This window comes from Aquabacter albus, assembly GCF_040049275.1.
In the GTDB taxonomy this organism is placed as follows: Bacteria; Pseudomonadota; Alphaproteobacteria; order Rhizobiales; family Xanthobacteraceae; genus Aquabacter.
The window spans coordinates 495,766-519,649 of the sequence record NZ_JBDZDT010000003.1 but is presented as its reverse complement, the minus strand read 5'-3'; the positions used below and the strand labels follow the sequence as shown (position 1 = coordinate 519,649).

23 protein-coding genes are annotated in these 23,884 nt (G+C 67.4%); 11 read left to right on the top strand and 12 right to left on the bottom strand.

Going from position 1 to position 23,884, the window contains the following annotated elements:
- Positions 1 to 2: 2 nt before the first annotated feature.
- The 4 genes from ABLE91_RS08830 to ABLE91_RS08815 all read right to left on the bottom strand — a co-directional run bounded on the left by ABLE91_RS08830 (position 3) and on the right by ABLE91_RS08815 (position 4,213).
- A complete protein-coding gene (locus ABLE91_RS08830) occupies positions 3 to 1,283 on the bottom strand; it encodes an NAD(P)/FAD-dependent oxidoreductase (RefSeq protein WP_348930427.1) in 1,281 nt (426 codons plus the stop codon).
- Positions 1,284 to 1,372: 89 nt separating this feature from the next.
- A complete protein-coding gene (locus ABLE91_RS08825) occupies positions 1,373 to 2,773 on the bottom strand; it encodes a glutamine synthetase family protein (RefSeq protein WP_348930426.1) in 1,401 nt (466 codons plus the stop codon).
- Positions 2,774 to 3,080: 307 nt separating this feature from the next.
- On the bottom strand, positions 3,081 to 3,938 hold the full coding sequence (locus tag ABLE91_RS08820; RefSeq protein ID WP_348930425.1) for a DUF3108 domain-containing protein: 858 nt from the start codon (positions 3,936 to 3,938) through the stop codon (positions 3,081 to 3,083).
- 119 nt (positions 3,939 to 4,057) lie between these two features.
- The gene (locus tag ABLE91_RS08815; RefSeq protein ID WP_348930611.1) at positions 4,058 to 4,213 is read right to left on the bottom strand and encodes a hypothetical protein; all 156 of its coding nucleotides are present in this window, start codon (positions 4,211 to 4,213) and stop codon (positions 4,058 to 4,060) included.
- Between ABLE91_RS08815 and infC the strand changes: the two genes are divergently transcribed.
- The 6 genes from infC (at position 4,212) to ABLE91_RS08785 (ending at position 11,207) form a co-directional block, all read left to right on the top strand.
- Positions 4,212 to 4,748 carry a translation initiation factor IF-3 gene (infC, locus tag ABLE91_RS08810; RefSeq protein ID WP_348930604.1) on the top strand — a complete coding sequence of 179 codons (537 nt, stop codon included), beginning with the start codon at positions 4,212 to 4,214 and terminating at the stop codon, positions 4,746 to 4,748. The two genes, ABLE91_RS08815 and infC, sit on opposite strands and share 2 nt — an antisense overlap.
- Before the next feature lie 308 nt (positions 4,749 to 5,056).
- Positions 5,057 to 6,466: a DNA repair protein RadA gene (gene radA / locus ABLE91_RS08805; protein WP_348930424.1), complete on the top strand. Its 1,410-nt coding sequence runs from the start codon at positions 5,057 to 5,059 to the stop codon at positions 6,464 to 6,466.
- Positions 6,467 to 6,595: 129 nt separating this feature from the next.
- Positions 6,596 to 7,309, top strand: a complete 714-nt coding sequence (locus ABLE91_RS08800; RefSeq protein WP_348930423.1) for a CvpA family protein — start codon at positions 6,596 to 6,598, stop codon at positions 7,307 to 7,309.
- Between the two features lie 23 nt (positions 7,310 to 7,332).
- Positions 7,333 to 8,829 carry an amidophosphoribosyltransferase gene (gene purF / locus ABLE91_RS08795; RefSeq protein ID WP_348930422.1) on the top strand — a complete coding sequence of 499 codons (1,497 nt, stop codon included), beginning with the start codon at positions 7,333 to 7,335 and terminating at the stop codon, positions 8,827 to 8,829.
- Between the two features lie 52 nt (positions 8,830 to 8,881).
- Positions 8,882 to 9,625: an SDR family NAD(P)-dependent oxidoreductase gene (locus tag ABLE91_RS08790; RefSeq protein ID WP_348930421.1), complete on the top strand. Its 744-nt coding sequence runs from the start codon at positions 8,882 to 8,884 to the stop codon at positions 9,623 to 9,625.
- 85 nt (positions 9,626 to 9,710) lie between these two features.
- A complete protein-coding gene (locus tag ABLE91_RS08785) occupies positions 9,711 to 11,207 on the top strand; it encodes a leucyl aminopeptidase (protein ID WP_348930420.1) in 1,497 nt (498 codons plus the stop codon).
- Between the two features lie 127 nt (positions 11,208 to 11,334).
- Here ABLE91_RS08785 and ABLE91_RS08780 read toward each other — a convergent pair whose 3' ends face one another.
- From ABLE91_RS08780 to ABLE91_RS08765, 4 genes are all read right to left on the bottom strand, one after another.
- On the bottom strand, positions 11,335 to 11,604 hold the full coding sequence (locus tag ABLE91_RS08780; RefSeq protein WP_348930419.1) for a hypothetical protein: 270 nt from the start codon (positions 11,602 to 11,604) through the stop codon (positions 11,335 to 11,337).
- A 104-nt stretch (positions 11,605 to 11,708) separates the two neighbouring features.
- Positions 11,709 to 12,092, bottom strand: coding sequence for a TIGR02301 family protein (locus ABLE91_RS08775; RefSeq protein ID WP_348930418.1), 384 nt, complete (start codon positions 12,090 to 12,092; stop codon positions 11,709 to 11,711).
- Between the two features lie 45 nt (positions 12,093 to 12,137).
- The gene (locus ABLE91_RS08770) at positions 12,138 to 13,031 is read right to left on the bottom strand and encodes a methylated-DNA--[protein]-cysteine S-methyltransferase (protein WP_348930603.1); all 894 of its coding nucleotides are present in this window, start codon (positions 13,029 to 13,031) and stop codon (positions 12,138 to 12,140) included.
- A 202-nt stretch (positions 13,032 to 13,233) separates the two neighbouring features.
- Positions 13,234 to 13,755, bottom strand: coding sequence for a DUF2244 domain-containing protein (locus ABLE91_RS08765; RefSeq protein ID WP_348930417.1), 522 nt, complete (start codon positions 13,753 to 13,755; stop codon positions 13,234 to 13,236).
- A gap of 21 nt (positions 13,756 to 13,776) precedes the next feature.
- Between ABLE91_RS08765 and nth the strand changes: the two genes are divergently transcribed.
- Complete coding sequence (gene nth / locus ABLE91_RS08760; protein ID WP_348930416.1) at positions 13,777 to 14,583, top strand: endonuclease III; 807 nt, start codon at positions 13,777 to 13,779, stop codon at positions 14,581 to 14,583.
- 189 nt (positions 14,584 to 14,772) lie between these two features.
- Here nth and ABLE91_RS08755 read toward each other — a convergent pair whose 3' ends face one another.
- Positions 14,773 to 15,462, bottom strand: a complete 690-nt coding sequence (locus ABLE91_RS08755) for a sulfate transporter family protein (protein WP_348930415.1) — start codon at positions 15,460 to 15,462, stop codon at positions 14,773 to 14,775.
- Positions 15,463 to 15,623: 161 nt separating this feature from the next.
- Between ABLE91_RS08755 and ABLE91_RS08750 the strand changes: the two genes are divergently transcribed.
- Positions 15,624 to 16,901 carry an HAD family hydrolase gene (locus ABLE91_RS08750; protein WP_348930414.1) on the top strand — a complete coding sequence of 426 codons (1,278 nt, stop codon included), beginning with the start codon at positions 15,624 to 15,626 and terminating at the stop codon, positions 16,899 to 16,901.
- Here the strand turns inward: ABLE91_RS08750 and ABLE91_RS08745 are convergent, their stop codons facing one another.
- From ABLE91_RS08745 to ABLE91_RS08735, 3 genes are all read right to left on the bottom strand, one after another.
- Complete coding sequence (locus ABLE91_RS08745) at positions 16,902 to 17,393, bottom strand: DUF6790 family protein (RefSeq protein ID WP_348930413.1); 492 nt, start codon at positions 17,391 to 17,393, stop codon at positions 16,902 to 16,904.
- A gap of 87 nt (positions 17,394 to 17,480) precedes the next feature.
- The gene (locus tag ABLE91_RS08740) at positions 17,481 to 18,044 is read right to left on the bottom strand and encodes a methylated-DNA--[protein]-cysteine S-methyltransferase (protein ID WP_348930412.1); all 564 of its coding nucleotides are present in this window, start codon (positions 18,042 to 18,044) and stop codon (positions 17,481 to 17,483) included.
- A gap of 95 nt (positions 18,045 to 18,139) precedes the next feature.
- Positions 18,140 to 18,544, bottom strand: a complete 405-nt coding sequence (locus tag ABLE91_RS08735; RefSeq protein ID WP_348930411.1) for a DUF3574 domain-containing protein — start codon at positions 18,542 to 18,544, stop codon at positions 18,140 to 18,142.
- 178 nt (positions 18,545 to 18,722) lie between these two features.
- Here ABLE91_RS08735 and ABLE91_RS08730 point away from each other — a divergent pair, with 178 nt between their 5' ends.
- The 3 genes from ABLE91_RS08730 to ABLE91_RS08720 all read left to right on the top strand — a co-directional run bounded on the left by ABLE91_RS08730 (position 18,723) and on the right by ABLE91_RS08720 (position 23,856).
- A complete protein-coding gene (locus tag ABLE91_RS08730; protein WP_348930410.1) occupies positions 18,723 to 19,385 on the top strand; it encodes a TetR/AcrR family transcriptional regulator in 663 nt (220 codons plus the stop codon).
- A gap of 83 nt (positions 19,386 to 19,468) precedes the next feature.
- Positions 19,469 to 20,698, top strand: coding sequence for an efflux RND transporter periplasmic adaptor subunit (locus ABLE91_RS08725; RefSeq protein ID WP_348930409.1), 1,230 nt, complete (start codon positions 19,469 to 19,471; stop codon positions 20,696 to 20,698).
- The gene (locus ABLE91_RS08720; protein ID WP_348930408.1) at positions 20,698 to 23,856 is read left to right on the top strand and encodes an efflux RND transporter permease subunit; all 3,159 of its coding nucleotides are present in this window, start codon (positions 20,698 to 20,700) and stop codon (positions 23,854 to 23,856) included. Before ABLE91_RS08725 ends, ABLE91_RS08720 begins: the two co-directional genes overlap by 1 nt.
- Positions 23,857 to 23,884: the final 28 nt, after the last annotated feature.

The window sequence follows — 23,884 nt, the reverse complement described above, 5'->3', positions numbered from 1 at the left end:
CTCTAGAGCCGATCCCTCAGCGCATAATATGTCAGCCCCGCCACCAGCAGGGGGTAGCGCAGCGCCGTGCCGCCGATGAAGCCCGGCACGGGCAGGCGCTCGAGAAGGTCCAGCCGGCCGATCTGGCCGGCAATGGCCTCGGCGAGGATCTTGCCGTAGAGCGGGGCGAGCGCCACGCCCTGGCCGCTATAGCCGGCCGAGACCAGCACATGGTCCGAGAGGCGCCGCACGAAGGGCAGGCGCGTCATGGTGATGCCCAGCGTTCCGCCCCAGCCATAGTCCAGCTTCACATCCGCCAATTGCGGGAAGATGCTCAGCAGGAAAGGGCGCACGAATTCGGTGACATTCTCGCGCAGGCCCCGCCGGTAGCTCTCGCCGCCGCCGAACAGCAGGCGGTTGTCCGGGGTGAGGCGGAAATAATTCACCACGAACCGGCTGTCCGCCACCGCCGCGCCATTGGCGATGATGCCTTTTGCGCGCGAACCCAGGGGCTCGGTGACGGCGATGTAGTTGTTGATGGGCATGACATGCTCGTCCACCACCTGGTCGAGCCCGTCCATGAGGCCGTTGCCGCACAGCAGGAGGAACTGCGCCCGCACCCGCCCGCCATCGGCGGTATCCACGGCAAGGCCATGGTTGTCCTCGAAGCGCACCGCACGGGAGCGCTCATAGATCTGGACACCCTTCTCCATGGCCGCGCGGGCAAGGCCGAGGGTGAAGTTCAGCGCGTGGAGATGGCCTGCCCCATGGTCGATGGCGCCGCCATGATAAGCGGGCGCGCCCACGAGGGCATGGATCTGCTCCCGGTTGAGAGGCTCGACCTTGTCGTAGCCATAGGCGTCGGCGAGGTGCCGGGCATAAGCGTGGGTGTGGGCCACATAGCGGGCCTTGTGGTCCGCATGGATCAGGCCGGACTGGTAGTCGCACTTAATATCGTGGCGGGCGATGAGGTCGTGGACCAGCGCCTTGGCTTCCTCGGCCAGGGCCCAGAGCTTGCGGGCATCGTCCTTGCCCACAGCCTCTTCCAGAAACTCCTGGTCGCGGCGCTGGCCGGAATGGAGCTGCCCACCATTGCGCCCGGAGGCGCCGCAGCCGATGCGGCCCGCCTCCAGCACCACCACTTTCAGTCCTTTTTCCGCAAGATGGAGGGCGGCGGAGAGCCCGGTATAGCCGGCGCCGACGACGGCGACGTCGGCCTCGATATGGTCGCGCAATTGCGGCTGCTCGGGCAGCGCATGGGCTGTCGCGGCGTACCAGGACCGCGGATGTTCTTGCTCGCTCATGGGGTCGTCGCCTTGCTCGCGGCGCAACTCCCTCCCCCGCAAGCGGGAGAGGGGATTCACGGTCGTGGGGCGGCAAGGCGTTCTTCGCCTCACACGTTCAGCAGCAGATATTCGCGCTCCCAGGGGGAGATGACGCGCATGAAGGTCTCGAACTCCGCCTGCTTCACCGCCGAATAGGTGGTGACGAAGCTCCGGCCCAGCACTTCCGAGAGATCCTCGTTCGCCTCGAAGGCGGCCACCGCCTCCAGCAGCCCGCGCGGCAGGTCGAAATCGAGGTTCTTGGCGTCGCCCTCCAAAGGCTCGGTGGGGCGCAGCCCCTTCACCATGCCGAGATAGCCGCAGGCGAGCGAGGCGGCGATCACGAGATAGGGGTTGGCGTCGGAGGAGGGGACGCGGTTCTCCACGCGCCGCGCGGCCGGCGGGGCCGGGGGCACGCGCAGGCCGGCGGTGCGGTTGTCATAGCCCCACTGCACGTTGATGGGCGCCATGGAATCGCGGGTGAGGCGCCGGTAGGAGTTCACATAGGGCGCCAGGATGCACATCACCGAGGGCAGGTATTTCTGGTGCCCGGCGAGGAAGGAGAAGAATTCCGGCGTCGGGTCGCCATCCTCGTCGGAGAAGATGTTCTTCCCCGTCTCCGCGGAGATGATGGACTGGTGGATGTGGAGCGCGCTGCCCGGCTCGTTGGCGATGGGCTTCGCCATGAAGGTGGCGTAGATCTTGTGAGCCAGCGCCGCCTCGCGGATGGTGCGTTTGAACAGGAACACTTGGTCGGCGAGCTCCAAAGGATCGCCGTGGCGCAGATTGATCTCCATCTGTGCCGCGCCGTCCTCGTGGATCAGCGTGTCGATCTCCAGGCCCTGGGCCTCGGAATAATCGTAGATGTCCTCAAACAGGGCGTCGAATTCGTTCACCGCCTGGATGGAATAGGACTGGCGGCCGATCTCCGGCCGGCCCGAGCGCCCGACCGGCGGCTTCAGGGGATAGTCCGGGTCCGTATTGGGCTCCACCAGATAGAATTCGATCTCCGGCGCCACCACGGCCTTCCAGCCGCGCTTGGCGTAGAGGTTGAGCACATTCTTCAACACCTGCCGGGGCGCCAGCTCCACGGGGCGGCCGTCGCGGTGATAGGCGTTGTGGATGATCTGGGCGGTCGCATCCTTCGCCCACGGCACGGTGGAGAGGGTGGAGAAGTCCGGCTCCATGACGAGGTCGGAATCCGCCACCACCGAATCCACCAGCCCCTCATAGTCGGGATATTCCCCCGAAATGGTCTGGAAGAAGATGGAGAGCGGCAGGTTCATCACCGGGGAGGAGAAGAATTTCGACGCCGGCATGATCTTGCCACGCGCCACGCCCGCAAGGTCCGGCACGGTGCATTCGATTTCGGTGATGCCGCGGGCGGCCATCCAGGCTTTTGCTTCCGCCAGCGTCTTCACGCCCCGAGGAGACGACAATGCCGTGTCCTGCCCCGCTCGCTTTTTAGCCATGATGTCCTCTTGCGCGAGGGATCGCGCTGGTATCAAGGGAACACTGGCGGCGGGTGGGGTGTCAACGCGGGCTAATGGTCGCCGCACGCCGCCGCATCCCATGGTGTGTTGCCGAAAGCAGTGCGGATGAGGGGGCTGGAGCCGGCATCTGGCCGGCGAAGCACATCTCTTGGCGCCGGCAAAATACCTAGAACGAGTCTAGAACGAATCGCGGTCGAATCGAGTCTACGAAAAGTTCCCGTTTCACCCCGTACTACTCCTAGTGGGTGTGGACAGAATGTAGCGGATTCCCGTCAGCGCCCCCTCTTCACCTTTTCGGCGTACTCACGGGCACGGCCTTCTCCCGCACGGAGGTCTCGAAGCTGGTGGCCTCCAGCACCGCGGTACCGATCATGGTGGCGATGGAGACCTTGAAGGGCGCCATGAGGCGGGTGCCGGCGATGGGCACCAGCCACACGAACATTTCCTTGTTCGCCTGCATGTATTTGACCGTCGAGCGGGTAGGGCGGTGGCCCGCCACAGGAACGTAGCCCACGCGACACACAACGGCAGGGCCGGCATAGCCCTTATCCGCCTTCACATCCTCCATACGCAGGAAGGTGAGGGTCACGTCATAGCGCTGGCGGCCGTCGAAGATCGGGATCGCCTTGGTGCAGGCGGCGGCGGAGAGGAGGCTTCCCGTGCCCGGCACGGCGACGAAGGCGCCGCTCATGGGGTCGATGACATTCGCCTTATGGGCGTCCGTCATCTCGATCCGGTCCGGCAGGGGCTTGGGCTCAGGATCGACCTCCAGTTCCTTCACGGCGGTGCCGGCGAACCCGATGCGGACCGCCTCCACCTTGCCGTCCGCCTCGGTGTTGACGGCGAATACCGTGGGTGTGGGCTTGCCGCCCTCCATGGTGCCGCGGGCGGCGGCGGTGCCCTTGCCGGAGGAGACCGCGCGCAGGATGCCGGAGACCTTGCCGGTGCCGGCGATCTCGAACGTGGTATCGGTGGCCTGGACGATCAGCGTGGCCCGGCCGACTTCGATGCCGGCGACGGAGAGGGCGTATTTCGCCTGGAGGCTGCCGTCCGCGAGGGCCGGCGCGCTCGCTCCGGCCAGCGTCGCGGCGCAGAAGGCGGCGCGTCGCGAAAGCCGGCCAAGCGTTGCGTTGAAAGCGATCATGCAAAGGCCCGTGGCGCGCCGGAGCCGAGCGGCTTCGGGGCGAATCCGAAAGCCCCGGATTGCCGCCCGAAGGCGGCTGAACTGTGGCTGATGGGTTCCGCTGCCGCGCCGCAGCACGTTTACGCAGCTTCCGAAGCCCGCAGGACATTGACTTCGGGGCCAATAGTCACGATCTTCACGTCCTGCTCACTCGACTGTTTTTCGGGGGCGCGCCCACGCGCGACGGCGAGAACCGGGGTCGAGAAGAGTTCAATCACAGAGGAGAACGTCGCCATTCGTCGCCCTATGAGACCCGTCGCGCCGGAGAAGGATGGACCGCGCGTCAACGAGGAGATCCGCGTCCGCGAAGTTCAGCTCATCGACAGTGAGGGGCAGAACAAGGGAGTCATGGCTATCCGTGACGCTCTGTTACTGGCCCAGGAGGCTGGGCTGGATCTGGTCGAGATTTCTCCCAATTCCGCCCCCCCGGTCTGCAAGATCCTGGATTACGGCCGCTTCAAGTACCAGAATCAGAAGAAGGCCAGCGAGGCGCGCAAGAAGCAGAAGGTGGTCGAGGTCAAGGAGATCAAGCTCCGCCCCGGCATCGATACGCACGATTACGAAGTGAAGATGCGCTCCATGGAGCGGTTCTTCGAAGAGGGCGACAAGGTGAAGGTCACCCTGCGCTTCCGTGGCCGTGAGATGGCGCACCAGGATATCGGCTTCAAGCTGCTCCAGAAGCTGCGCGAGGACGTCTCCACCGTCGCCAAGGTGGAAGCCGAGCCCATGCTCGAAGGCCGCCAGATGATCATGATCCTCGCCCCGCGGTGAGGATCTTTCATCCGCTTTCGTTTCCCGGAACGGGATTCGGGGCCTGTTTGTCCTGGACAAGCGACAGCGAAGCTGGAGCGTAGCTCCGGGACCCAGCGCAAAGCTCCGGCGAAGCCGGCAATTCGCGACCAGCGCCTTTACGCCATCGCCGCGTGGCGGCGTCGGCGGGGTGAAGCGCCTTCGGCGGTCCTTTGCGCTGGGTCCCGGATCGGCGCTCCGCCTGCGGCGTCGCTTGTCCAGGACAAGGGTCTGCGCTTCGCTCTAAACTCCTCCCCGCGACTCACCGCCCTCGCGGCGCCGGGAACTTCATGGCCAGACGCCCTCCCACCTTTGCCTGCCAGTCCTGCGGGGCGGTCTATAACCGCTGGCAGGGCAAGTGCGAGGCGTGCGGCGGGTGGAACACCATCGCCGAGGAGCCGGAGGTCGCGATTGCCGCCTCCGTGCCCGCCGTCCAGCGCTCCGGCCGCAAGGGCCGGGCGGTAGCTCTGGAAAGCCTGAAGGGCGAGGGCACGCCCCCGCCGCGCCTCGTTTCCGGCATCGGTGAACTGGACCGGGTGGCCGGCGGCGGCTTCGTGCCGGGCTCCATCCTGCTCTTGGGCGGCGACCCCGGCATCGGCAAGTCCACCCTCCTCGTGCAGGCGTCCGCCGCACTGGCGGAAGGCGGGCACAGGGTGGTCTATGTCTCGGGCGAAGAGGCGGTGGACCAGGTGCGCTTGCGCGCCGGCCGACTCGGGCTCGGCGGCGCGGAAGTTGGGCTCGCCGCTGAAACCAATGCCGAGAACATCCTCGCCACGCTCTCCGCCGGGCCGCCGGTGCGGTTCGTGGTCATCGATTCCATCCAGACCATGTGGAGCGACACGGTGGAGTCCGCGCCGGGCACGGTGACGCAGGTGCGCACCTCCGCCCAGCTCATGGTGCGCTACGCCAAGCAGACCGGCGCCTGCGTGATCCTGGTGGGCCACGTCACCAAGGACGGCCAGATCGCCGGCCCCCGCGTCGTGGAGCACATGGTGGATGCGGTGCTCTCCTTCGAGGGCGATGGCGGCCACCAGTTCCGCATCCTGCGCGCCCAGAAGAACCGTTTCGGCCCCACCGATGAGATCGGCGTGTTCGAGATGACCGGGCGCGGCCTCTCCGAGGTGGCGAACCCCTCCGAACTGTTTCTCTCCAACCGCGACTCGGGTGCCCCGGGCACGGCGGTGTTCGCCGGCATGGAAGGCACGCGGCCCATATTGGTGGAAATCCAGGCGCTGGTGGCTCCCTCCAGCCTTGGCACGCCGCGCCGGGCGGTGGTGGGGTGGGACAGTAACCGCCTCGCCATGGTGCTGGCGGTGCTGGATGCGCGCTGCGGCGTCAAGCTCGGCGGCCATGACGTCTATCTGAACGTGGCCGGCGGCCTGAAGATCGGCGAGCCTGCGGCGGACCTTGCGGTGGCGGGCGCCCTCGTCTCCTCCCTCACCGGCGCGCCTTTGCCGGCGGATGCGGTCTATTTCGGCGAGGTCAGCCTCACCGGGGCCGTGCGGCAGGTGTCCCAGGCAGCGGCGCGGCTCAAGGAAGCCGCCAAGCTGGGCTTTGCCCAGGCGGTTGCGCCCCCGGCCGGCGCCGATGGGGCGGACGGTGCTATCCGCGTGGAACAGGTTTCCTCCCTTGCGGCGTTGGTAGCCGGTATAGCGGCCCGCGCGCCACGCAGGGCAGCGATGTCGCGGCAAGAGGGCTGAGAAAGCCCGACGAGGGATGACGCGGGCGGCCGCGCAAGCTATACGTCCCGCCAACGCGGCATCCATGGCATCATGGCTCCGCTTTCCCGCTGATTCTGCGGCGGGTGTATCGGAGCTTCTGCCGCGCCCATGCCTGTGACGTTGCTGGATCTGATCGTCATCTCCGTCATGCTGATCTCGGGCCTGCTCGCCATGGTGAGAGGCCTGCTGCGCGAGGTCTTCAGCATTGTCTCATGGGTCGCCGCGGCGGCCGTTGCTGCGTATTTCTATCCGCAGCTTCTTCCCATTACGAAGCAGTATGTGACGCAGGACACGGTCGCCCTGGCGGTGACGGTGGGAGTTCTCTTCCTCGGCACCCTGCTTATTGTCTCCATCATCAGCGCCCGCATCTCCGACATGGTGCTGGACAGCCGAATCGGCGCGCTGGATCGCACGCTGGGCTTCGCGTTCGGCCTTGCCCGCGGGCTCCTGGTCATGGTGGTGGCCTTCCTGTTCTTCAACTGGCTGGTCCCGGATAAGAGCCAGCCGCCGTGGGCGCTGAACGCAAAATCGCGCCCCGTGCTGCAAAACACGGGGAATTGGCTGGTCTCCCTGTTGCCGGATGACCCCGAGAACACCATTCTTAAGCGGCTGAAGCGCTCGCCCGGTAGCGAGGACGGCGATACAACGCCTCCAGCGCCGGGTCAGGCACCCGGCGGGCAGCGCACCGACGGGGGAGCCGGGGGTACCACTGTTGCAACGGGACCGAACGCCACGACGGCGAGCGGGACTGTCGGATACCGGCGCGGCGACCGACAGGGAATCGACCAGTTGCTGGAGAGCACGCGCGGCAACGGCCAGTGAGCCGCCGAGCGGAGGATATGGACATGGACAGCGGGGATTCGCACGCGCATGGCGTCGGCAATGCCGTGGATTGGGATGCCGATCTGAACGGCGACCGGCTGCGCGAGGAATGCGGCGTCTTCGGCGTGTTCAATCACCCCGATGCGGCGGCCATCACCGCCATCGGCCTTCACGCCCTCCAGCATCGCGGGCAGGAAGCCGCTGGCATCGTCGCCTATGACGGAAAGCGCTTCCATTCCGAACGACGCCTCGGCCTCGTGGGCGACACCTTCTCCGATTCCCGCGTCATCGACCGGTTGCCCGGCCATGTGGCGGTGGGTCATGTGCGCTATTCCACCACCGGCGAGACCCTGCTGCGCAACGTGCAGCCCTTGTTCGCGGAAGTGGAAGGCGGCGGCTTCGCGGTGGGCCATAACGGCAACCTCACCAACGGCCTGACGCTGCGCAAGCAGCTGGTGCGCGAAGGCGCGATCATGCAGTCCACCACGGATACCGAGGTGATCCTGCACATGGTGGCGCGCTCCAAGAAGCCGCGCTTCATCGACCGCTTCGTGGACGCGCTGCGCGCACTGGAGGGGGCCTATTCCCTGGTGGCCCTCACCAATAAGAAGCTGATCGGCGCCCGCGACCCCCTGGGCATCCGCCCCTTGGTGCTGGGCCGGCTGGACAACGCCTACATCCTCGCCTCCGAGACCTGCGCGCTTGATATCATCGGCGCCACTTATGTGCGGGACATCGAGAATGGCGAGGTGATCGTCATCGACGAGGACGGCGTGCAGTCGCACAAGCCCTTCCCGCCCATGCAGCCGCGCCCCTGCATCTTCGAGTACATCTATTTCGCCCGGCCGGATTCCATCGTCGGCGGCCGCTCGGTCTACCAGGTCCGCAAGACCATGGGCCAGGTGCTGGCCCAGGAGAGCCATTCTCCGGCGGATGTGATCGTGCCCGTGCCGGATTCCGGCGTGCCTGCGGCCATCGGCTATTCCCAGGTGTCCGGCATCCCCTACGAGCTGGGCATCATCCGTAACCATTATGTGGGCCGCACCTTCATCCAGCCCACCCAGAGCGTGCGCGACCAAGGTGTGCGCATGAAGCATTCGGCGAACCGCTCCGTGGTGGAGGGCAAGCGCATCGTGCTGGTGGACGACAGCCTCGTGCGCGGCACCACCTCCGTGAAGATCGTGCGCATGATGCGCGATGCCGGGGCCACCGAGGTGCATTTCCGCATCGCCTCGCCCCCCATTACCCATCCCGATTATTACGGCATCGACACGCCGGACCGCGACAAGCTGCTGGCCGCCACCCACGACCTGGAAGGCATGCGGGCCTATATCGGCGCGGATTCGCTGGCCTTCCTCTCGGTGAACGGCGTCTACCGGGCCATGGGCTGCGAGGCGCGCGATCCGGCGCGGCCGCAATTCACCGACCATTGCTTCACCGGCGACTACCCGACCGCGCTGACCGACAAGGCGAGCGCGGTCGCCTCCCAGCAGCTCTCCCTCCTCGCCGAGGCGAGCTGACGGCTCGCTTTCGGCTGCGGCGCCTCCCGCCGCCAGCCAACCGGATTGTCCCATGACCGAACGGCCGCTTGCCGACAGGATCGCCCTCGTCACCGGGGCCACGCGCGGCATCGGCGCCGCCACCGCCATCGCCTTGGCGGAGGCGGGCGCCCATGTGGTGGCCGTGGGCCGCACCGAAGGCGCGCTGGAGGAAGTGGACGACGCCATCAAGGCCAAGGGCGGCTCGGCCACCCTGGTGCCCATGGATGTCACCGATTACGAGGCCATCGACCGGCTGGGCGGCGCGCTCTACCAGCGCTACGGCCATCTGGATGTGTTCGTGGGCAATGCGGGCATCCTCGGCCCGGTGACGCCGCTCGGCCACGTGGACCCGAAGGACTGGGACCAGGCGCTGTGCGTCAACGTCACGGCCAATTACCGCTTCGTCCGCTCCCTCGACCCGCTGCTGCGCCTCTCCACCGCGGGCCGCGCGGTGCTGGTCTCCTCCGGCGCGGCGCACAAGGCGCGCGCTTATTGGGGCCCCTATACCATTACGAAGGCAGCCCTGGAGGCGCTGGGGCGCACCTGGGCGGCGGAGACGGTGACGGGAAACCTGAAGGTGAACCTGTTCAATCCCGGCCCCATCCGCACCCGCATGCGGGCGAAGGCCTTCCCCGGCGAAGATCCCATGACGCTGGAAGTGCCCGAGGCCGCCGCTGCCGCCATCCTGGCGCTGTGCCTGCCGAGCTGCGAGGCCACCGGCCGGCTCTATGACTTCCCGAGCCGCAAATTCCTGGATTTCCAGCCTCCCGCGTGACCTCCCGCCGCTTCCCCGCGGCGGTCCGGCCAATTAGAAAATAAAAGGCGGCTTTCTGCCCGCCAATGTCCTTCCGGAGTTCCCCATGTCCGAGCCCGTCACCATCCAGTTCGCCAAGCATGGCGCTGCCCTCAAGGGTGTGCTCATCGTCCTCACCGACGATACGCTGGGTTTCGGAAAGGCGACGCAGAAGCTCTTGAAGCCGGCCTCCGGCGCCATCGCCCGCGCCATGGATGCGGACCGCTTCAAGGGCAAGCTCGGCGGGGCGCTCGATCTTCTCGCGCCCGAGAAGCTGGACACGACGCGCGTGGTCGTCCTCGGCGTCGGCAAGGCGGCCGAGCTGAAGGATTCGGACTATCTGCGGCTCGGCGGCATCGCGGCCGGCCGGCTCCCCGGCGGCACCCGGGAAGCGACAATCATCATCGACCTGCCCGGCCGCAGCCTGCCGGCCTCGGCCGCGGCGGAGATCGCGCTGGGCGTGCGGCTGCGGGCCTATGCCTTCGACCGCTACAAGACCAAGCGCAAGGAAGGCGAGAGCGAGCCGACCCCGCTCGCCGTCATCCTGCAGGTGGCGGATGAGGGGCTGGCGAAGCGCGCCTGGATCGCGCGCGAGGCGGTGGCCGACGGCGTGACGCTGGCCCGCAACCTCGTCAACGAGCCCTCCAACGTGCTGGACCCGCCGGAATTCGCCCGCCGCGCCGAGGAGCTGCGCTCCGTGGGCGTCGAGGTGGAGGTGTTCGACGACGAGGAACTCGCGCGCCTCGGCATGCGGGCGCTGCTGGGTGTCGGCCAGGGCTCCATCAAGGAGAGCCGGGTGGTGGTGATGCGCTGGAACGGCGCATCCGCGAAAAGCCAGCCGGTGGCCTTCATCGGCAAGGGCGTGACCTTCGACACCGGCGGCATCTCCATCAAGCCCGCCGCGGGCATGGAGGACATGAAGGGCGACATGGGCGGCGCCGCCTGCGTCACCGGCCTCCTCTATGCCCTCGCCGCGCGCAAGGCGAAGGTGAATGCGGTGGGCGTCATCGGCTGCGTGGAGAACATGCCCGACGGCGCCGCCCAGCGCCCCGGCGACATCGTCACCTCCATGTCGGGCCAGACCATCGAGATCATCAATACCGATGCGGAAGGCCGGCTCGTCCTGGCCGACGTGCTCTGGTACGTGAAGGAGCGCTTCAAGCCGCGCTTCATGGTGGACCTCGCCACGCTCACCGGCGCGATCCTGGTGGCCCTGGGCCAGGAATATGCCGGCCTGTTCTCCAATGACGACGAACTGGCCGGGCATCTGGCGGCGGCCGGCGCGGCCACCGGCGAGCGGGTGTGGCGCATGCCGCTCGGCCCGGAATACGACAAGCTGATCGACAGCCGCTTCGCCGACATGAAGAACACCGGCGGCCGCAACGGCGGCTCCATCACGGCGGCCCAGTTCCTCCAGCGCTTCGTGGACAAGACCCCCTGGGCGCATCTCGACGTGGCGGGCACCGCCATGGGCTCGCTTTCCACCGACATCAACAAGAGCTGGGGCTCCGGCTGGGGCGTGCGGCTGCTGGATAAGCTGGTGGCGGATTATTACGAGGGGTGAGGGGCGCTCGCTGACGACGAAAGCAGGGGTCGTCATGGCCGGGCTTGACCCGGCCATCTCCCTCGGGACCGTCGCGTCAGATTTTCCGAAAGATCCCCGGGTCAAGCCCGGGGATGACGACCGTGAACTACTGCCGCTGACCCACCAGCGTGTATTCCCCTGCGCGGATGCGGGCGGCGAGGCCCTCCACATAGGTGGCGCAGGGCTCCTCGCCATAGGTGTCCACCAGCGAGCGCAAGGCGGTGAACAGGGCCGCCTGCACGAGGCTGTCCTCGTCCAGCCCGTCGCGCACGGCCTCGGTCCAGGCGTCGTCGAGATACGACAAAGCGGCATGGCGCTCGTCGGACGCGGCATCTGCGATATCAGGGACGCGGGGGACGTAGCCGGTGCTCGACACTTATGCGCTCTCCAGGCCCCGGCGCGGGGCGACGTGCGGAATGAGTAGCATGTCGCCCGGTGGCGTCGCGGAAGTTCTGAACGAAAGGTTAACGCGCGAAGGGCTCAATTGCCGCCGTAGCGCACGACGATGTCGTGGGCGAGCTTGGAGCCTTCCTCGATCTGCCGTTGCACCGCCAAGGCGGCCGCCGGCGTGCAGGTGCGGTAGACCTGCGCGTAGCTGGAAAAGCCCTGGTTGAAGGAGGCGATGAGCTTGCCCTTGCGCACGTCCGAGGGCTGCTCCGCCTCGATGAGCGCCTGCATCTCCAGCCGCCATGTCTGGCCTTCCGGGGAGATGCCGCAGAGCGGGCGCAGATAATGCAGGCCGCCCAGGAGTTCCGCGAGCTTCAGGAGGTCGGTCTCGTAAGGCGGCGTCGAGCCCTCCGCCGCATGGGCGGCCCCGCCGGAGAGGGCGAGCGCGATGAGGACAGCGGGAAGGAAGCGCGGCATAAGACTGTCGTGCCGCGCCTCGGCGACCGGGTCAAGATGCCCCGGTCATGCCTCCAGCACCTTGCCCGCTTCCCAGCCCAATATGGCGCGCTTGCGGGTGAGGCCCCAATGGTAGCCGGTGAGGTCGCCGCTCTTGCCGAACACGCGGTGGCAGGGGACGACGAAGGAAATGGGGTTCTTGCCCACCGCGGCGCCCACTGCCCGCGCCGCCTGCGGCCGCCCCACATGGCCGGCAATGTTGGAATAGGTGGTGGCGCAGCCCATGGGGATGCGCAGCAGGGTCTCCCACACCCGCACCTCGAAATCGGTGCCGATGAAGACGATGCGCAGCGGCTGGTCCTCGCGCCAGGCCTCGGGGTCGAATATCCGCCGCACCAGGGGGGCGGTGGCGACGGGGTCCTCCACGAAGGTGGCGTTCGGCCAGCGGGCGCGCATGTCGGCGAGCGCCGTCGCATCCTCGCCATTGTCGGCGAAGGCGAGGCCGCACAGGCCGCGCTTGCTGGACATGGCGAGCGCAAGGCCGAAGGGCGAGGGGTGGAAGCCGTAGCGGATCTCGAGGCCCGCCCCACCGGTCTTCCACTCACCCGGCGACATGGCCTCGTGCACCACGAAGAGATCGTGCAGCCGGCCGGGGCCGGACAGGCCCAGCTCCAGGGCGGCGTCGAGCACGTTGGAGCTCTCGGCCAGCACCCGGCGCGCGCGGTCCAGGGTCACGGCCTGGAGGAACGCCTTGGGGGTGAGGCCGCACCAGCGGCGGAACAGATCCGTCAAGGCGCGGGCGCTGACGCCCACCGCCGCCGCGATCTCCTCGACTTCCGGCTGCTTCTGGACATGGGTCGTCACATAGGCCACGGCCTGGCGCACGGTGTCATAGTCGCAGGCGGCGATCTCCAGCGGGGCGGCCGGGGTGGGGATGGCGAGGCCGGAGGATTTCGGCATTTCGAGGCTGGGCATATCGAACTTCGGCCTGTCGAACTTGGGCCCATCGAATTTGGGCCTGTCGAGAATGAGCGTGTCCTGTGACAGCACGGGCGTGTCTCCTTGAAGCGGACTTGCACCCATTCGACCACTCCGCAACACCGCCGCCCACCCGATTTCGCCGCTGCTTCAAATGCGTGGCGCCCGGATATGACGGTGGGAGTCAGAACATCGTCCGGGTCACGCCCCGCTTCACTTTTCCAAGCGCCGCGCTGAGATCGTCCGCCAGTTCTGACTTCTGCCAAGGGCCGAGATGGATGCCCACCGGCGTCTGGTTGCCGCGCGAGACCAGGGACAAATCGAGGGTGCCCAGCTCCTCCACGTCTCGCCGGCTGACGCGGGTGAAGAAGGGGTTCATCTCCGCATTCCGGGCCTTTCCTTGAGCGGAAACCTGCCGCACCTGAACAAGGCTCGGCGTGATGCGGATGTATTCGCGCGCCGCCGCCGCCCGAAAATTGGCGCGGAAGGCGAAATAGAGCAGCGCCACGTCGAGCCCGAAGAAGCCGAAGATAGGCCACGCGCCCATGGACAGGAACATGATCCCGCAGGCGAAGCTCAAGCCGCCGATGGCCAGCATGAAGATGAAGAAGCCGCGCGGGGAGAGGGAGCGGTGCGGCGCCATGACGGTGGCGAAAACCGTGGGTTCGCCGTCATCCGGGAAGGGCAGGTCATTGGCCTTCGTCATGGGGCCCAGTATACGGAAAAAATGGCCCGCAAGACCACCGTGTCCCCCGCACACAAGCCCGCGACCAAGCGGCCCGCCAAGGCGAAGCTGCCGGCGGCGCGCCTGAAGGCCGAGGCCGTCACCGCAACCGGCCCGGTCCGCCGCCGGGCCGTGGCCAATGCGGAGGCTGCCGTCCACGGCCGCACGGTGGAGATATGGTCCGACGACGAGGTGTATGAGGCGTTCTCCCGCTTCGAGAAGCTCGACCCCGAGCCCAAGGGCGAGCTGGAGCATTCCGACGCCTTTACGCTGCTGGTGGCCGTGGTCCTCTCCGCCCAGGCGACCGACGTGGGTGTGAACAAGGCGACCCGCGGCCTGTTCGCCGCCGCCCCGAACCCCAAAGCCATGGTGGCGCTCGGGGAGGAGGAGATCGCGAAGCACATCCGCACGCTGGGCCTTTATCGCGGCAAGGCCAAGAACGTGGCGGAGCTGTCCCGCCTGCTGCTGGAACGCCACAAGGGCGAGGTACCGCGCGACCGCGCCGCTTTGGAGGCGCTGCCGGGGGTGGGGCGCAAGACCGCCAACGTGGTGCTGAACATCGCCTTCGGCGAACCCACCATCGCCGTGGACACCCACCTCTTCCGCGTCGCCAACCGTACGGGCCTTGCCCCTGGCGCGACGCCGCTGGACGTGGAATTGGGTCTTGAGCGGCGCATCCCGGACCGTTTCAAGCTCCACGCCCATCATTGGCTGATCCTGCACGGCCGCTACATCTGCAAGGCCCGCTTGCCGGACTGCCCCATCTGTCCGATCCAGGACCTGTGCCGCTGGCCGGACAAGACGATTTAAGTTCTTGCTGCCCGCCTTTTCCGAAGGTTGGGCGGAGCGTGTCTCACCTCTCCCCGAGGGGGAGAGGTCGGCTGCGCAGCAGCCGGGTGAGGGGGCTCCGGCGCTTCAGGACTTGAGAGGGTGATTCCCCCTCTCCCCAGCCCTCCCCCCCGCGGGGAGAGGGGGCGTAATGGATCCTCGGCACAGCCTCTACACCCCCTCCAGCATCCTCCGCCCCGGCCGTGCCGCAAGGCGCTTGTGGAGGTGGACCATGAAGGCGGTGCCGTAGATGGGGGTGATGAGGTTCAGGATCGGCACCATCAGAAGCGGCGCGATGAGGAGGCCGGCAAGGAACACCGTCGTTGCATTTGCCTGCCGCAGCGCCCGCGCCTCGGCGGGCGAGGCATAGCGCATGGCGGCAAGCTCGAAATATTCCCGCGAGAGCAGATAGGCGTTGGCGATGAAGAAGATGACGATGTTCACGCCCGGCACCAGGAGCAGCAGCAGCGCGCCGAGGTTCACCGCCAGCACCAGCAGGAAGAAGCGAAGGGAATAGAGCAGCGAGCGGGCGATGGGCTGCGCCATGCCGTGGGGCGTGCCGGGATAGCTCGCCGTCTCCACCGCCTCCGCCACATCATCCAGGAACAGGCCCGCCACCAGCGAGGACACCGCCGGCACCAGATAAAGCGCGCCCAGCACGATGCCGAGGCCGGCAATGATGGCGAGGGTGGTCTCCACCCAGGGGTGGGATGGCACGTCCACCAGCCAGCCGAGCAGCATGTTGAGGCCGATGGCCAGAACCACCAGAAGGCCGATGGCAAGCGCCACGGCCTTCAGCAGCACGCCGCGCAGCAGCGGCGAGAAGACCTGGCCGAAGGCGGTGAAAGCGGCGGAGAGCATTGCCGGGTGGCACCTTTCGAGACGCCCGAGGGGCGAAGAGAGGAACGGTCCCGCAACAGGTAGGGGCGGCGCCGCGGCTCCTCAAGGGCGCTGCGTCATCCCTGCGTCACCGCGGGCGGGTTCCATGGCGCGTTGGGTAATAAAATGCCTCTGGAGGGGCCATGCGCCGCCGCGATCTGGTGTCCGCTCTCGTCGCCGCGCCCGTGGCGGCACCCTTCTTGCTGACCCGCGCGGCGGCCGAGCCGGTGGAACCGCCGGCGCCCGACTTTCCGCCGCTGAAGATCTCCCCGGCCTTGCGCATGCGCCTCCTCGCCCTCATGCGCGCCTATGGCCGCGGCAGCGCCGACTATGACCCGGCCCGGCGCCCCTATGCGGTGTTCGACTGGGACAACACCTCCATCATGAATGATTGCGAGGAGACCCTGTTCCTCACTGTCATCGACAGCTTCGCCTTCCGCCTTCCCCCGGAGGAATTCTCCCAGGTGGTGCGGCAGAACGTGCCCGACGGCCCTTTCGCGGGCGCCTATCGGACTGTGGCCGGCGCGCCCGTATCGTTCGCGAGCCTCGCCGCCGACATCGATGCGGACTATGCGGCGCTTGCCGCCACCTATGGCATTCCGGCGCCGCCCGAGAAGCGCGCGGCTCTGGCGAAGGACGACCGGCTGGCGAGCCTGCGCGCAAAGCTGCTCTTCACCTACAGCGCCCTCATGGACACGTTCGGCGACCGGCTGGGCGACACCTGGATGGTGGGCTTCTGGGCCGGCAACACGGAGGAGCAATTGCAGCGCCTCGCCGCCGCCAACAATGACGCAAATCTCGGGCGGGCCATGGCGGAGCTGCAGGCCGTGACCCCCAAATCCCATCCCGGCAAGGCCGGCATCGTCTCCCAGACCTATCTCGACGGCCTGCGCCTCACCCCCGAGATCGCGTGCATCCAGCACGGGCTGCGCGCCGTGGGCATCGACGTGATCGTGGTGAGCGCCACCTGCGAGGACGTGGCGAAGGTGTTCGCCTGCGATCCCCGCTACGGCTACAACCTGCCGCCGGAGAATGTATTCGGCATCCGCATGGGGCGGCGCGACGGAAAGCTGGACTGGCGCCCCGCGGACAACTGGCCCATCACCTGGGGACCGGGAAAGGTAGAGGCCATCCGCCGGACCATGGTGGATGCGCGCGGCTTCGGCCCGCTCCTCGTGTTCGGGGACAGCGAGGGCGACTTCAACATGCTGAGCGAATTTCGCGAGACCGAGCTTGGCGTCATCGTCAATCGGGTGAAGGGCGGCGGCATCGGCGAATTGAGCCGCAAGGCGGCGGAGCAGATGGGCATGTCCAACCCGCGCTACATCCTCCAGGGCCGCACGGAGGAGACGGGCGAATGGCGCCCCTCCGCCATGACACTGCAGCTGGGCCGGGAGGGCGAAACGCTGGTGCGCGCCTGATCAGGATTTCGCGTTCGCCTCGCGCCGCGCCAGCCAAAGGAGCACGGGAAGCAGGATGATCTGGACCACCGTGATGATCAGCAGCAGGCCGAAATTGTCGGGGGCCATGTCGCCGGACATGGCCTCGCGCACATGGCCGATGGCGACGCCGATATAGAACAGCGTGATGTACCAGACGGCCGCTTCCTTGAAATCCAGCGAGCGCCAGAATGCGACGATCCCCACGATGCCGATGGAGATGTCCGCAACACCGATCTCGAACTGGAACGGGCTGACCTGCCAGCCGATGGAGGCGGCGGCGATGTGCGGGAAGAAGACATGAAACAGGCCCGCCCAGAGGGCTTCCACGCCCACCGAAAGCAGCAGGAGCCAGTCGAACAGCCGGGTGGCGAAGGAGGGAGGGGCTTTTCGGGCCGCGGCCACCACGAAGGCGGCCACGAAAAGCAGGGCCGGCAGGTTCGCCAGAACGAACTTGATTGCGTCGCCGATCATGCCGACCCCCGTTCCCTTAAGGTAATTTATCACCTGCGGGGCGGGCGGGCAGCAGAAAGTTCCAGCCGGGTGTGAGCGGCGGCGTCCTCAGAAGCCGAAGGATGTCTGCGCGGGCGGCGGGGGCTCCACGCGGACCCCTTCCAGCTCCAGCATGCGTGCCTTCGCCGTCGAGCCCCCAGGCGCGGAGAACCCGCCAACCTTGCCGCCGGCCGCGAGCACCCGGTGGCAGGGGATGATCAGCGGCACCGGATTCTTGGCCATGGCCTGCCCCACATCGCGCGCAGCCTCCGGCCCGGCGCCCAGCGCCTTCGCCAGGGTGCCGTAGGTGGTGGTGTGGCCCCACCCGATCTGGCGGACGGCGGCATAGATCTGCGAGAAGAAGGCCTCCTGTTCGCCGAGGTCGAGCGCGAAGCCGGAAAAATCGATCTCCTCGCCCTCGAAATAGCGCCTCGCGGCGGCGACGGCCTCGGCCACCTCGGGGGTGGGGGTGTCCGGCTCGGCGCCGGGGACCCGGCGCAGCAGCATCCGCTCGGCGGCTTCGGCCGTCTTTGTCGGAAGTTGGAAGCGCGTGATACCCACGGCGTTCCAGGCGATGCCGCAGAACCCGCTTGCGGTTTCGAAGATGAGATAATGGTGCGCTGTCTGGCCCATGACGCGGCCCTCACATTTCCATTTGCCATGAAAATCGTGAGGCCAAGCCGGGAATTCAACCCGATTTCATCGGGCTTCCGAGGGAAGGACGCCCCTCAGTTCGTCACCCGCACCGGAAAGTCCAGGTGGAACACCTTCGCCCCGCCGAAGCGCTGGGCGAAGGCGGCTCTGATCTCGCCGAGCTTGGTGGCCGCATCCGGCGTGTTGGGGTGCACGATCATGACCAGCCGGGCGCCGGCCGTGCCGGCCTTGCCGACGCTTTCCGCATTCAGGACGGTCAGGCCATCCGGGAAGCGGGTCAGAATGGTGTCGGTGAGGAAGCGCGCCCATTGCTGGTCGCTGACGCCGGTGCCATCAGGGCTTTCCAGATCGAAGCGCAGCTCGCTCTGGAGCATTACGCTGTCGGCCCACGGCGTCGCCTGCCAGCCGGGCGCGGGCGCCTGCGCGGCGGCGCCGGCGAGACCGAGCAGAAGAAATGCGGCGCTCAACCTGATGCGCATGCCCTGATCCTTATTGGTTGTTCCGTCTTTTAGGCCATGGCGCCGGGAAGTGAAGAGCCGTCGTGGCTGAGGTTCCCGGCAGCAAGGATCTGTTCACTTTCCGATACGTGAGAACGAACGTTCGCTCTTGACCTTCCTGCAGCGCACAATAAAATGAGAGCGAACATTCATTCGCACCATGGACTTAGCCATAATGGGCCTGGAAGTCGTTCCGCCTGTCGCCCTGGACCATAGGGCCGAGCAGCGCCGGCGCATCCTCGCCGCCGCCATCGCCTGCTTTTCCCGCGACGGCTTCCACGGCACCTCCATGCAGCAGATCTGCACCGAGGCCGGCATGAGCCCGGGCGCGCTCTACCGCTATTTCCCCTCCAAGGAATCCATCATCGGCGCCATCGTGGAAGGTGAGCGGGCCGATCGGGCGCAGATGTTCGAGCAGGTGGACAAGGCGCCGAACCTCATCGACGGCCTCACCGAATGCGTGGCCGAGATGCTCTCCGAGGATGGCCTGCCCTGCGCCAAGCTCGGCCCGGAGATCATGGCGGAGGCCATCCGCAATGATCGCCTGCGCGAGGCGCTGGAGCCAGTGGAGGAGGAGACGCGCGGCATGCTGCGCGCGGCCCTGCTCCAGGCGCAGGAGAAGGGCGAGATCGACCCGAGCCTCGACCCTCAGGATCTGGTGATCCTGCTCCAGGTGATCGGCGACGGCCTGATCCTGCACAATCTGCTGCACCCCGAATGGAAGCTCATCCAGCGCCTGCCGGCGCTATCCACCCTCGTGCGGCGCATGATGTCGCCCGCCGGCCACACTGTCGGGGAACCTGCAAAAGGCGAGGACGCATGATCCGCCTCCGCCCGGACGCTGCCCGAAATCCGACGCAAGCTGTCTCTACGGCAGCGCTCCAACTCAAGCGGAACCCCGCTCCCATGCTTCGCCTTGCCCGCTCCGCCACTTTCTTCGCCTTCGCCGCCGGCATCCTCGCCGGCGCGCCCGCGCTCGCCCAGACGCCCCCGACAGAGGCCGCGAAAGGGCTGACGGTGAGCGTCACCCACGCCCAGCGGCGCGACATGTCGGAGACGCTGCTGGTCACCGGCTCGCTCCTGCCGCGCGAGGAGATCCAGGTGGGACCTGAGATCGAGGGCTACCGCCTCGTGGAGATCCTCGCCGAGGTGGGCGACAAGGTGGAGAAGGGCCAGGTTCTGGCGCGCCTGTCACGGGACATGCTGGACGTCCAGCTCGCCCAAAACACGGCCAATGCGGCCAAGGCCAAGGCGACCATCGCCCAGCAGCGGGCCAATATCGACCAGATGCTGGCGCAGGAGGCGGAGGCCACCTCCGCGGTGGAGCGCACGCGCCAGCTCCGCAAGACCGGCGTCGCCTCCCAGGAGGCGCTGGATGAGCGCGAGCGGGCCGTGAAGGTGGCGGCCGCCCAGGTCGCTGCCGCCCGCGAGACCCTTCTCGCCTCCGAAGCCGACGCCAAATTCGTGGACGCCCAGCGCGCCGAGATCGAGCTGCGCCTGAAGCGCACCGACGTGAAGGCGCCGGAGGCCGGCGTCGTGCTGTCGCGCGACGCCCGCATCGGCGCCATCGTGCTGTCCACCCGCGGCGAGCCCCTGTTCCGCATCGCCGAGGGCGGCGCGGTCGATCTCGATGCCGAGGTGCCGGAAAGCATCATGGCGCGCATGAAGGTCGGCCAGAAAGTCCAGGTCACGCCCGCCGGCTTCACGTCCCCCGTCGATGGCACGGTGCGCCTGATCTCGGCCCAGCTCGACAAGGCGACGCGCCTCGGCAAGGTGAAGATCGCCCTTGCCGACGATCCCCGCCTGCGCCCCGGCACCTATGCGCGCGGCGTGGTGGAGCTCGGCCGGCACGAGGGCCTTTCCGTGCCGCTCTCGGCCGTCATGTTCGACGCCGAAGGAGCCTATGTGCTGGTGGTGAAGGACGGTGTCGTTGCGGAGCGCCGCGTCGAGGCCGGCCTCAAGAACCAGGGGCGCATCGAGATTCTCCACGGCGTGACCGCTGGTGATCAGGTCGTGGCGCGGGCGGGTGGCTTCCTGCGTGACGGCGACCATGTGACGGCGGTGGAGGCCCTGGAGGTCAACGCCAAGGATGCGAGCGCCAAGGGCCGGGCCGGCACTGTGAGCGGAGCGCGCTGATGGCCCTCAACGTCTCGGCCTGGGCGATCCGCAAGCCCATCCCCTCCCTCGTTTTGTTCGTGGTGCTCACGGCGCTCGGCATCGTGCATTTCAAGTCACTGCCGGTGACCCAGATGCCGAATATCGACCTGCCCATCGTCATGGTCACCGTGACCCAGCCCGGCGCCGCGCCGAGCGAGCTGGAAACCCAGATCACCAAGAAGGTGGAGAATGCGGTGGCCGGCGTCGCCGGCGTCAAGCACATCACCTCCTCCATCTCGGAAGGCGCCAGCGTCACCACCATCGAGTTCCACCTGGAGACGGCGGTGGATCGGGCGGTGAACGACACCCGCGACGCGGTCACGAAGATCCGCACCGAGCTGCCCGATTCCATCGACGAGCCCCAGATCCAGCGGGTCGATATCGAGGGCCTGCCCATCGTCACCTATGCGGTGTCCTCGCCCTCCATGAGCACGGAGGAGCTGTCCTGGTTCGTGGACGACACCGTCGCCCGCGCGCTCCAGGGCGTGCGCGGCGTCGCCCAGGTGAAGCGCGAGGGCGGCGTGGTGCGCGAGATCCGCGTATCGCTGGACCCGGACCGGCTCATGTCGCTGGGCATCACTGCCGCGGAGGTGAGCCGGCAGCTGCGCGCCACCAATCTCGACGTATCGGGCGGGCGCGGCGAAGTGGGCACGCAGGAGCAGTCCATCCGCACGCTGGCGGGTGCGGCGACGGTGGACCAGCTCGCCGACACGCGCATCGTCCTTTCCAACGGGCGCTATGTGCGCCTGAAGGATCTCGGCACGGTCTATGACGGCTCTGAGGAGCCGCGCACCTTCGCCCGCCTCGACGGGCGCCCCGTGGTGGCGTTCGGCGTCTATCGCGCCAAGGGCTTCTCCGACGTGACGGTGTTCGACCGCACGCAGGAGGACGTGAAGAAGCTCATGGAGGCCAATCCCGGCGTCACCATCTCCATGATCGACACGACGGTGCGCTACACCAAGTCCGACTATGAATCCGCCATGCACACCCTCATCGAGGGCGCGCTCCTGGCGGTGCTGGTGGTGTTCCTGTTCCTGCGGGACTGGCGCGCAACCCTGATCACCACCCTCGCCATCCCCTTGTCCATCCTGCCCACCTTCTGGGTCATGGACCTTTTGGGCTTCTCGCTGAACGCGGTGAGCCTGCTCGCCATCACGCTGGTCACCGGCATCCTGGTGGACGATGCGATCGTGGAGATCGAGAACATCGTGCGCCACATGCGGCAGGGGAAATCCCCCTATCGCGCGGCCATCGAAGCGGCGGACGAGATCGGCCTCGCCGTGGTGGCCACCACCCTCACCATCGCCGCCGTGTTCGTGCCGGTCTCCTTCATGGGCGGCATTGCAGGTCAGTATTTCAAGCAGTTCGGCATCACGGTGGCCATCGCCGTGCTGTTCTCGCTGGCGGTCGCCCGCCTCATCACGCCGCTGCTCGCGGCCTATTTCATGCGGGACACCGGCCACCGCGAGCATGGCGACGGCTTCATCATGCGCCGCTATGTGAAGCTGCTGGGCTGGTCGGTGCGCCACCGCTTCATCACCATCCTGATGGGGTTCGGGGTGTTCGCAGGCACCATCTTCCTCTCTACCCTGCTGCCCTCCGGCTTCCTGCCGGCCAATGACATCTCCCGCTCCATGCTCACCGTGGAATTGCCGCCGGGCACCACGCTCCGCGAGACCCAGAGTGTGGCCGACCGCATCACCACGCTTATGCTGGAACAGCCTGAGGTGGCGGGCGTCTACGCCACCGCCGGGGCCGGCGGGCAGGGCGGCCTCGCCCTCATGGCGGGCGAGGTGCGCAAGGCGCAGATCGTGGTGAACCTGAAGCCGCGCGCCGAGCGGACCATCGACCAGAAGAGCTTCGAGAGCCGGCTCTATGCGACGCTCGCGGCCATGCCGGACATGCGTTTCACCTGGAGCCCCAACGGGCAGAACCCGCAGCGCGGCTTCTCCGTGATCCTCTCGGGCAATGATGGCGAGGCGGTGGAAAAGGCGGCCCTCGCTCTGGAGAAGGAGGTGCGCGACAACGTCCACATCCTCTCCAACGTGGTCTCCTCCGCAGCCCTCGACCGGCCGGAGATCCGCATCGTGCCGAAGCTGGATCAGGCGGCGGAACTGGGCGTCTCGGTGAACACCATCGCCGAGACGGTGCGCATCGCCACCATCGGCGACGTGGCGGCCAACCTCGCCAAATTCTCCGCCAAGGACCGGCAGATCGATATCCGCGTGCAGATGGACGAGAAGGCGCGCGGCCAGCTCTCCACCTTCGACGCCATCAAGGTGCCCACCTCCACCCCCGGCGTCTCGGTGCCGCTTTCCTCCGTTGCGGACATCGAGTTCGGCAAGGGGCCGACGGCGCTCGATCGCTACGACCGCGCCCGGCGCATCGCCGTGGAAGCGGACCTCGTCGGCGCCGCGCCGCTCGGCACTGCGCTCGAAGCGGTGAAGGCGCTTCCCGCGGCGCGCAACCTGCCTGCGGGCGTGACGCTGAAGGAATCGGGGGATGCCGAGATCATGGAGGAGGTCTTCACCGGCTTCGCCATGGCCATCGGCGCGGGCGTGATGCTGGTGCTGGCGGTGCTGATCCTGCTGTTCCACGACGTGCTTCAGCCCATCACCATCCTCATCTCGCTGCCTTTGTCCATTGGCGGCGCCTTCATCGCGCTGCTGCTGACGGGGAATTCGGTGTCGCTGCCGGTGGTCATCGGCTTCCTGATGCTCATGGGCATCGTGACGAAGAACGCCATCCTGCTGGTGGACTTCGCGGTGGAATCCATGGCTTCGGGGCATGACCGCTTCACGGCGCTGATGGAGGCCGGCCGCAAGCGCGCCCAGCCCATCGTCATGACCACCATCGCCATGGCGGCGGGCATGGTGCCCTCGGCGCTGGCCTTGGGGGAGGGCGGCTCGTTCCGCGCGCCCATGGCCATCGCGGTCATCGGCGGCCTGATCGCCTCCACCGTCCTGTCGCTGGTGTTCGTGCCCGCGGTATTCACCGTGATGGACGATCTGGACCATCTGCTGAGCCGCCTGTTCGGCCGCTTCGTGGGGAAGAAGGACGAGGCGGACGAAGAGGGTGCGGCGCCGGAGGACAAGCACCCGCACACCCCGCCGGGATTCCCGCACGCGGCGGAGTGATCCTTAGAACGACTGCCATGCCCGGGCT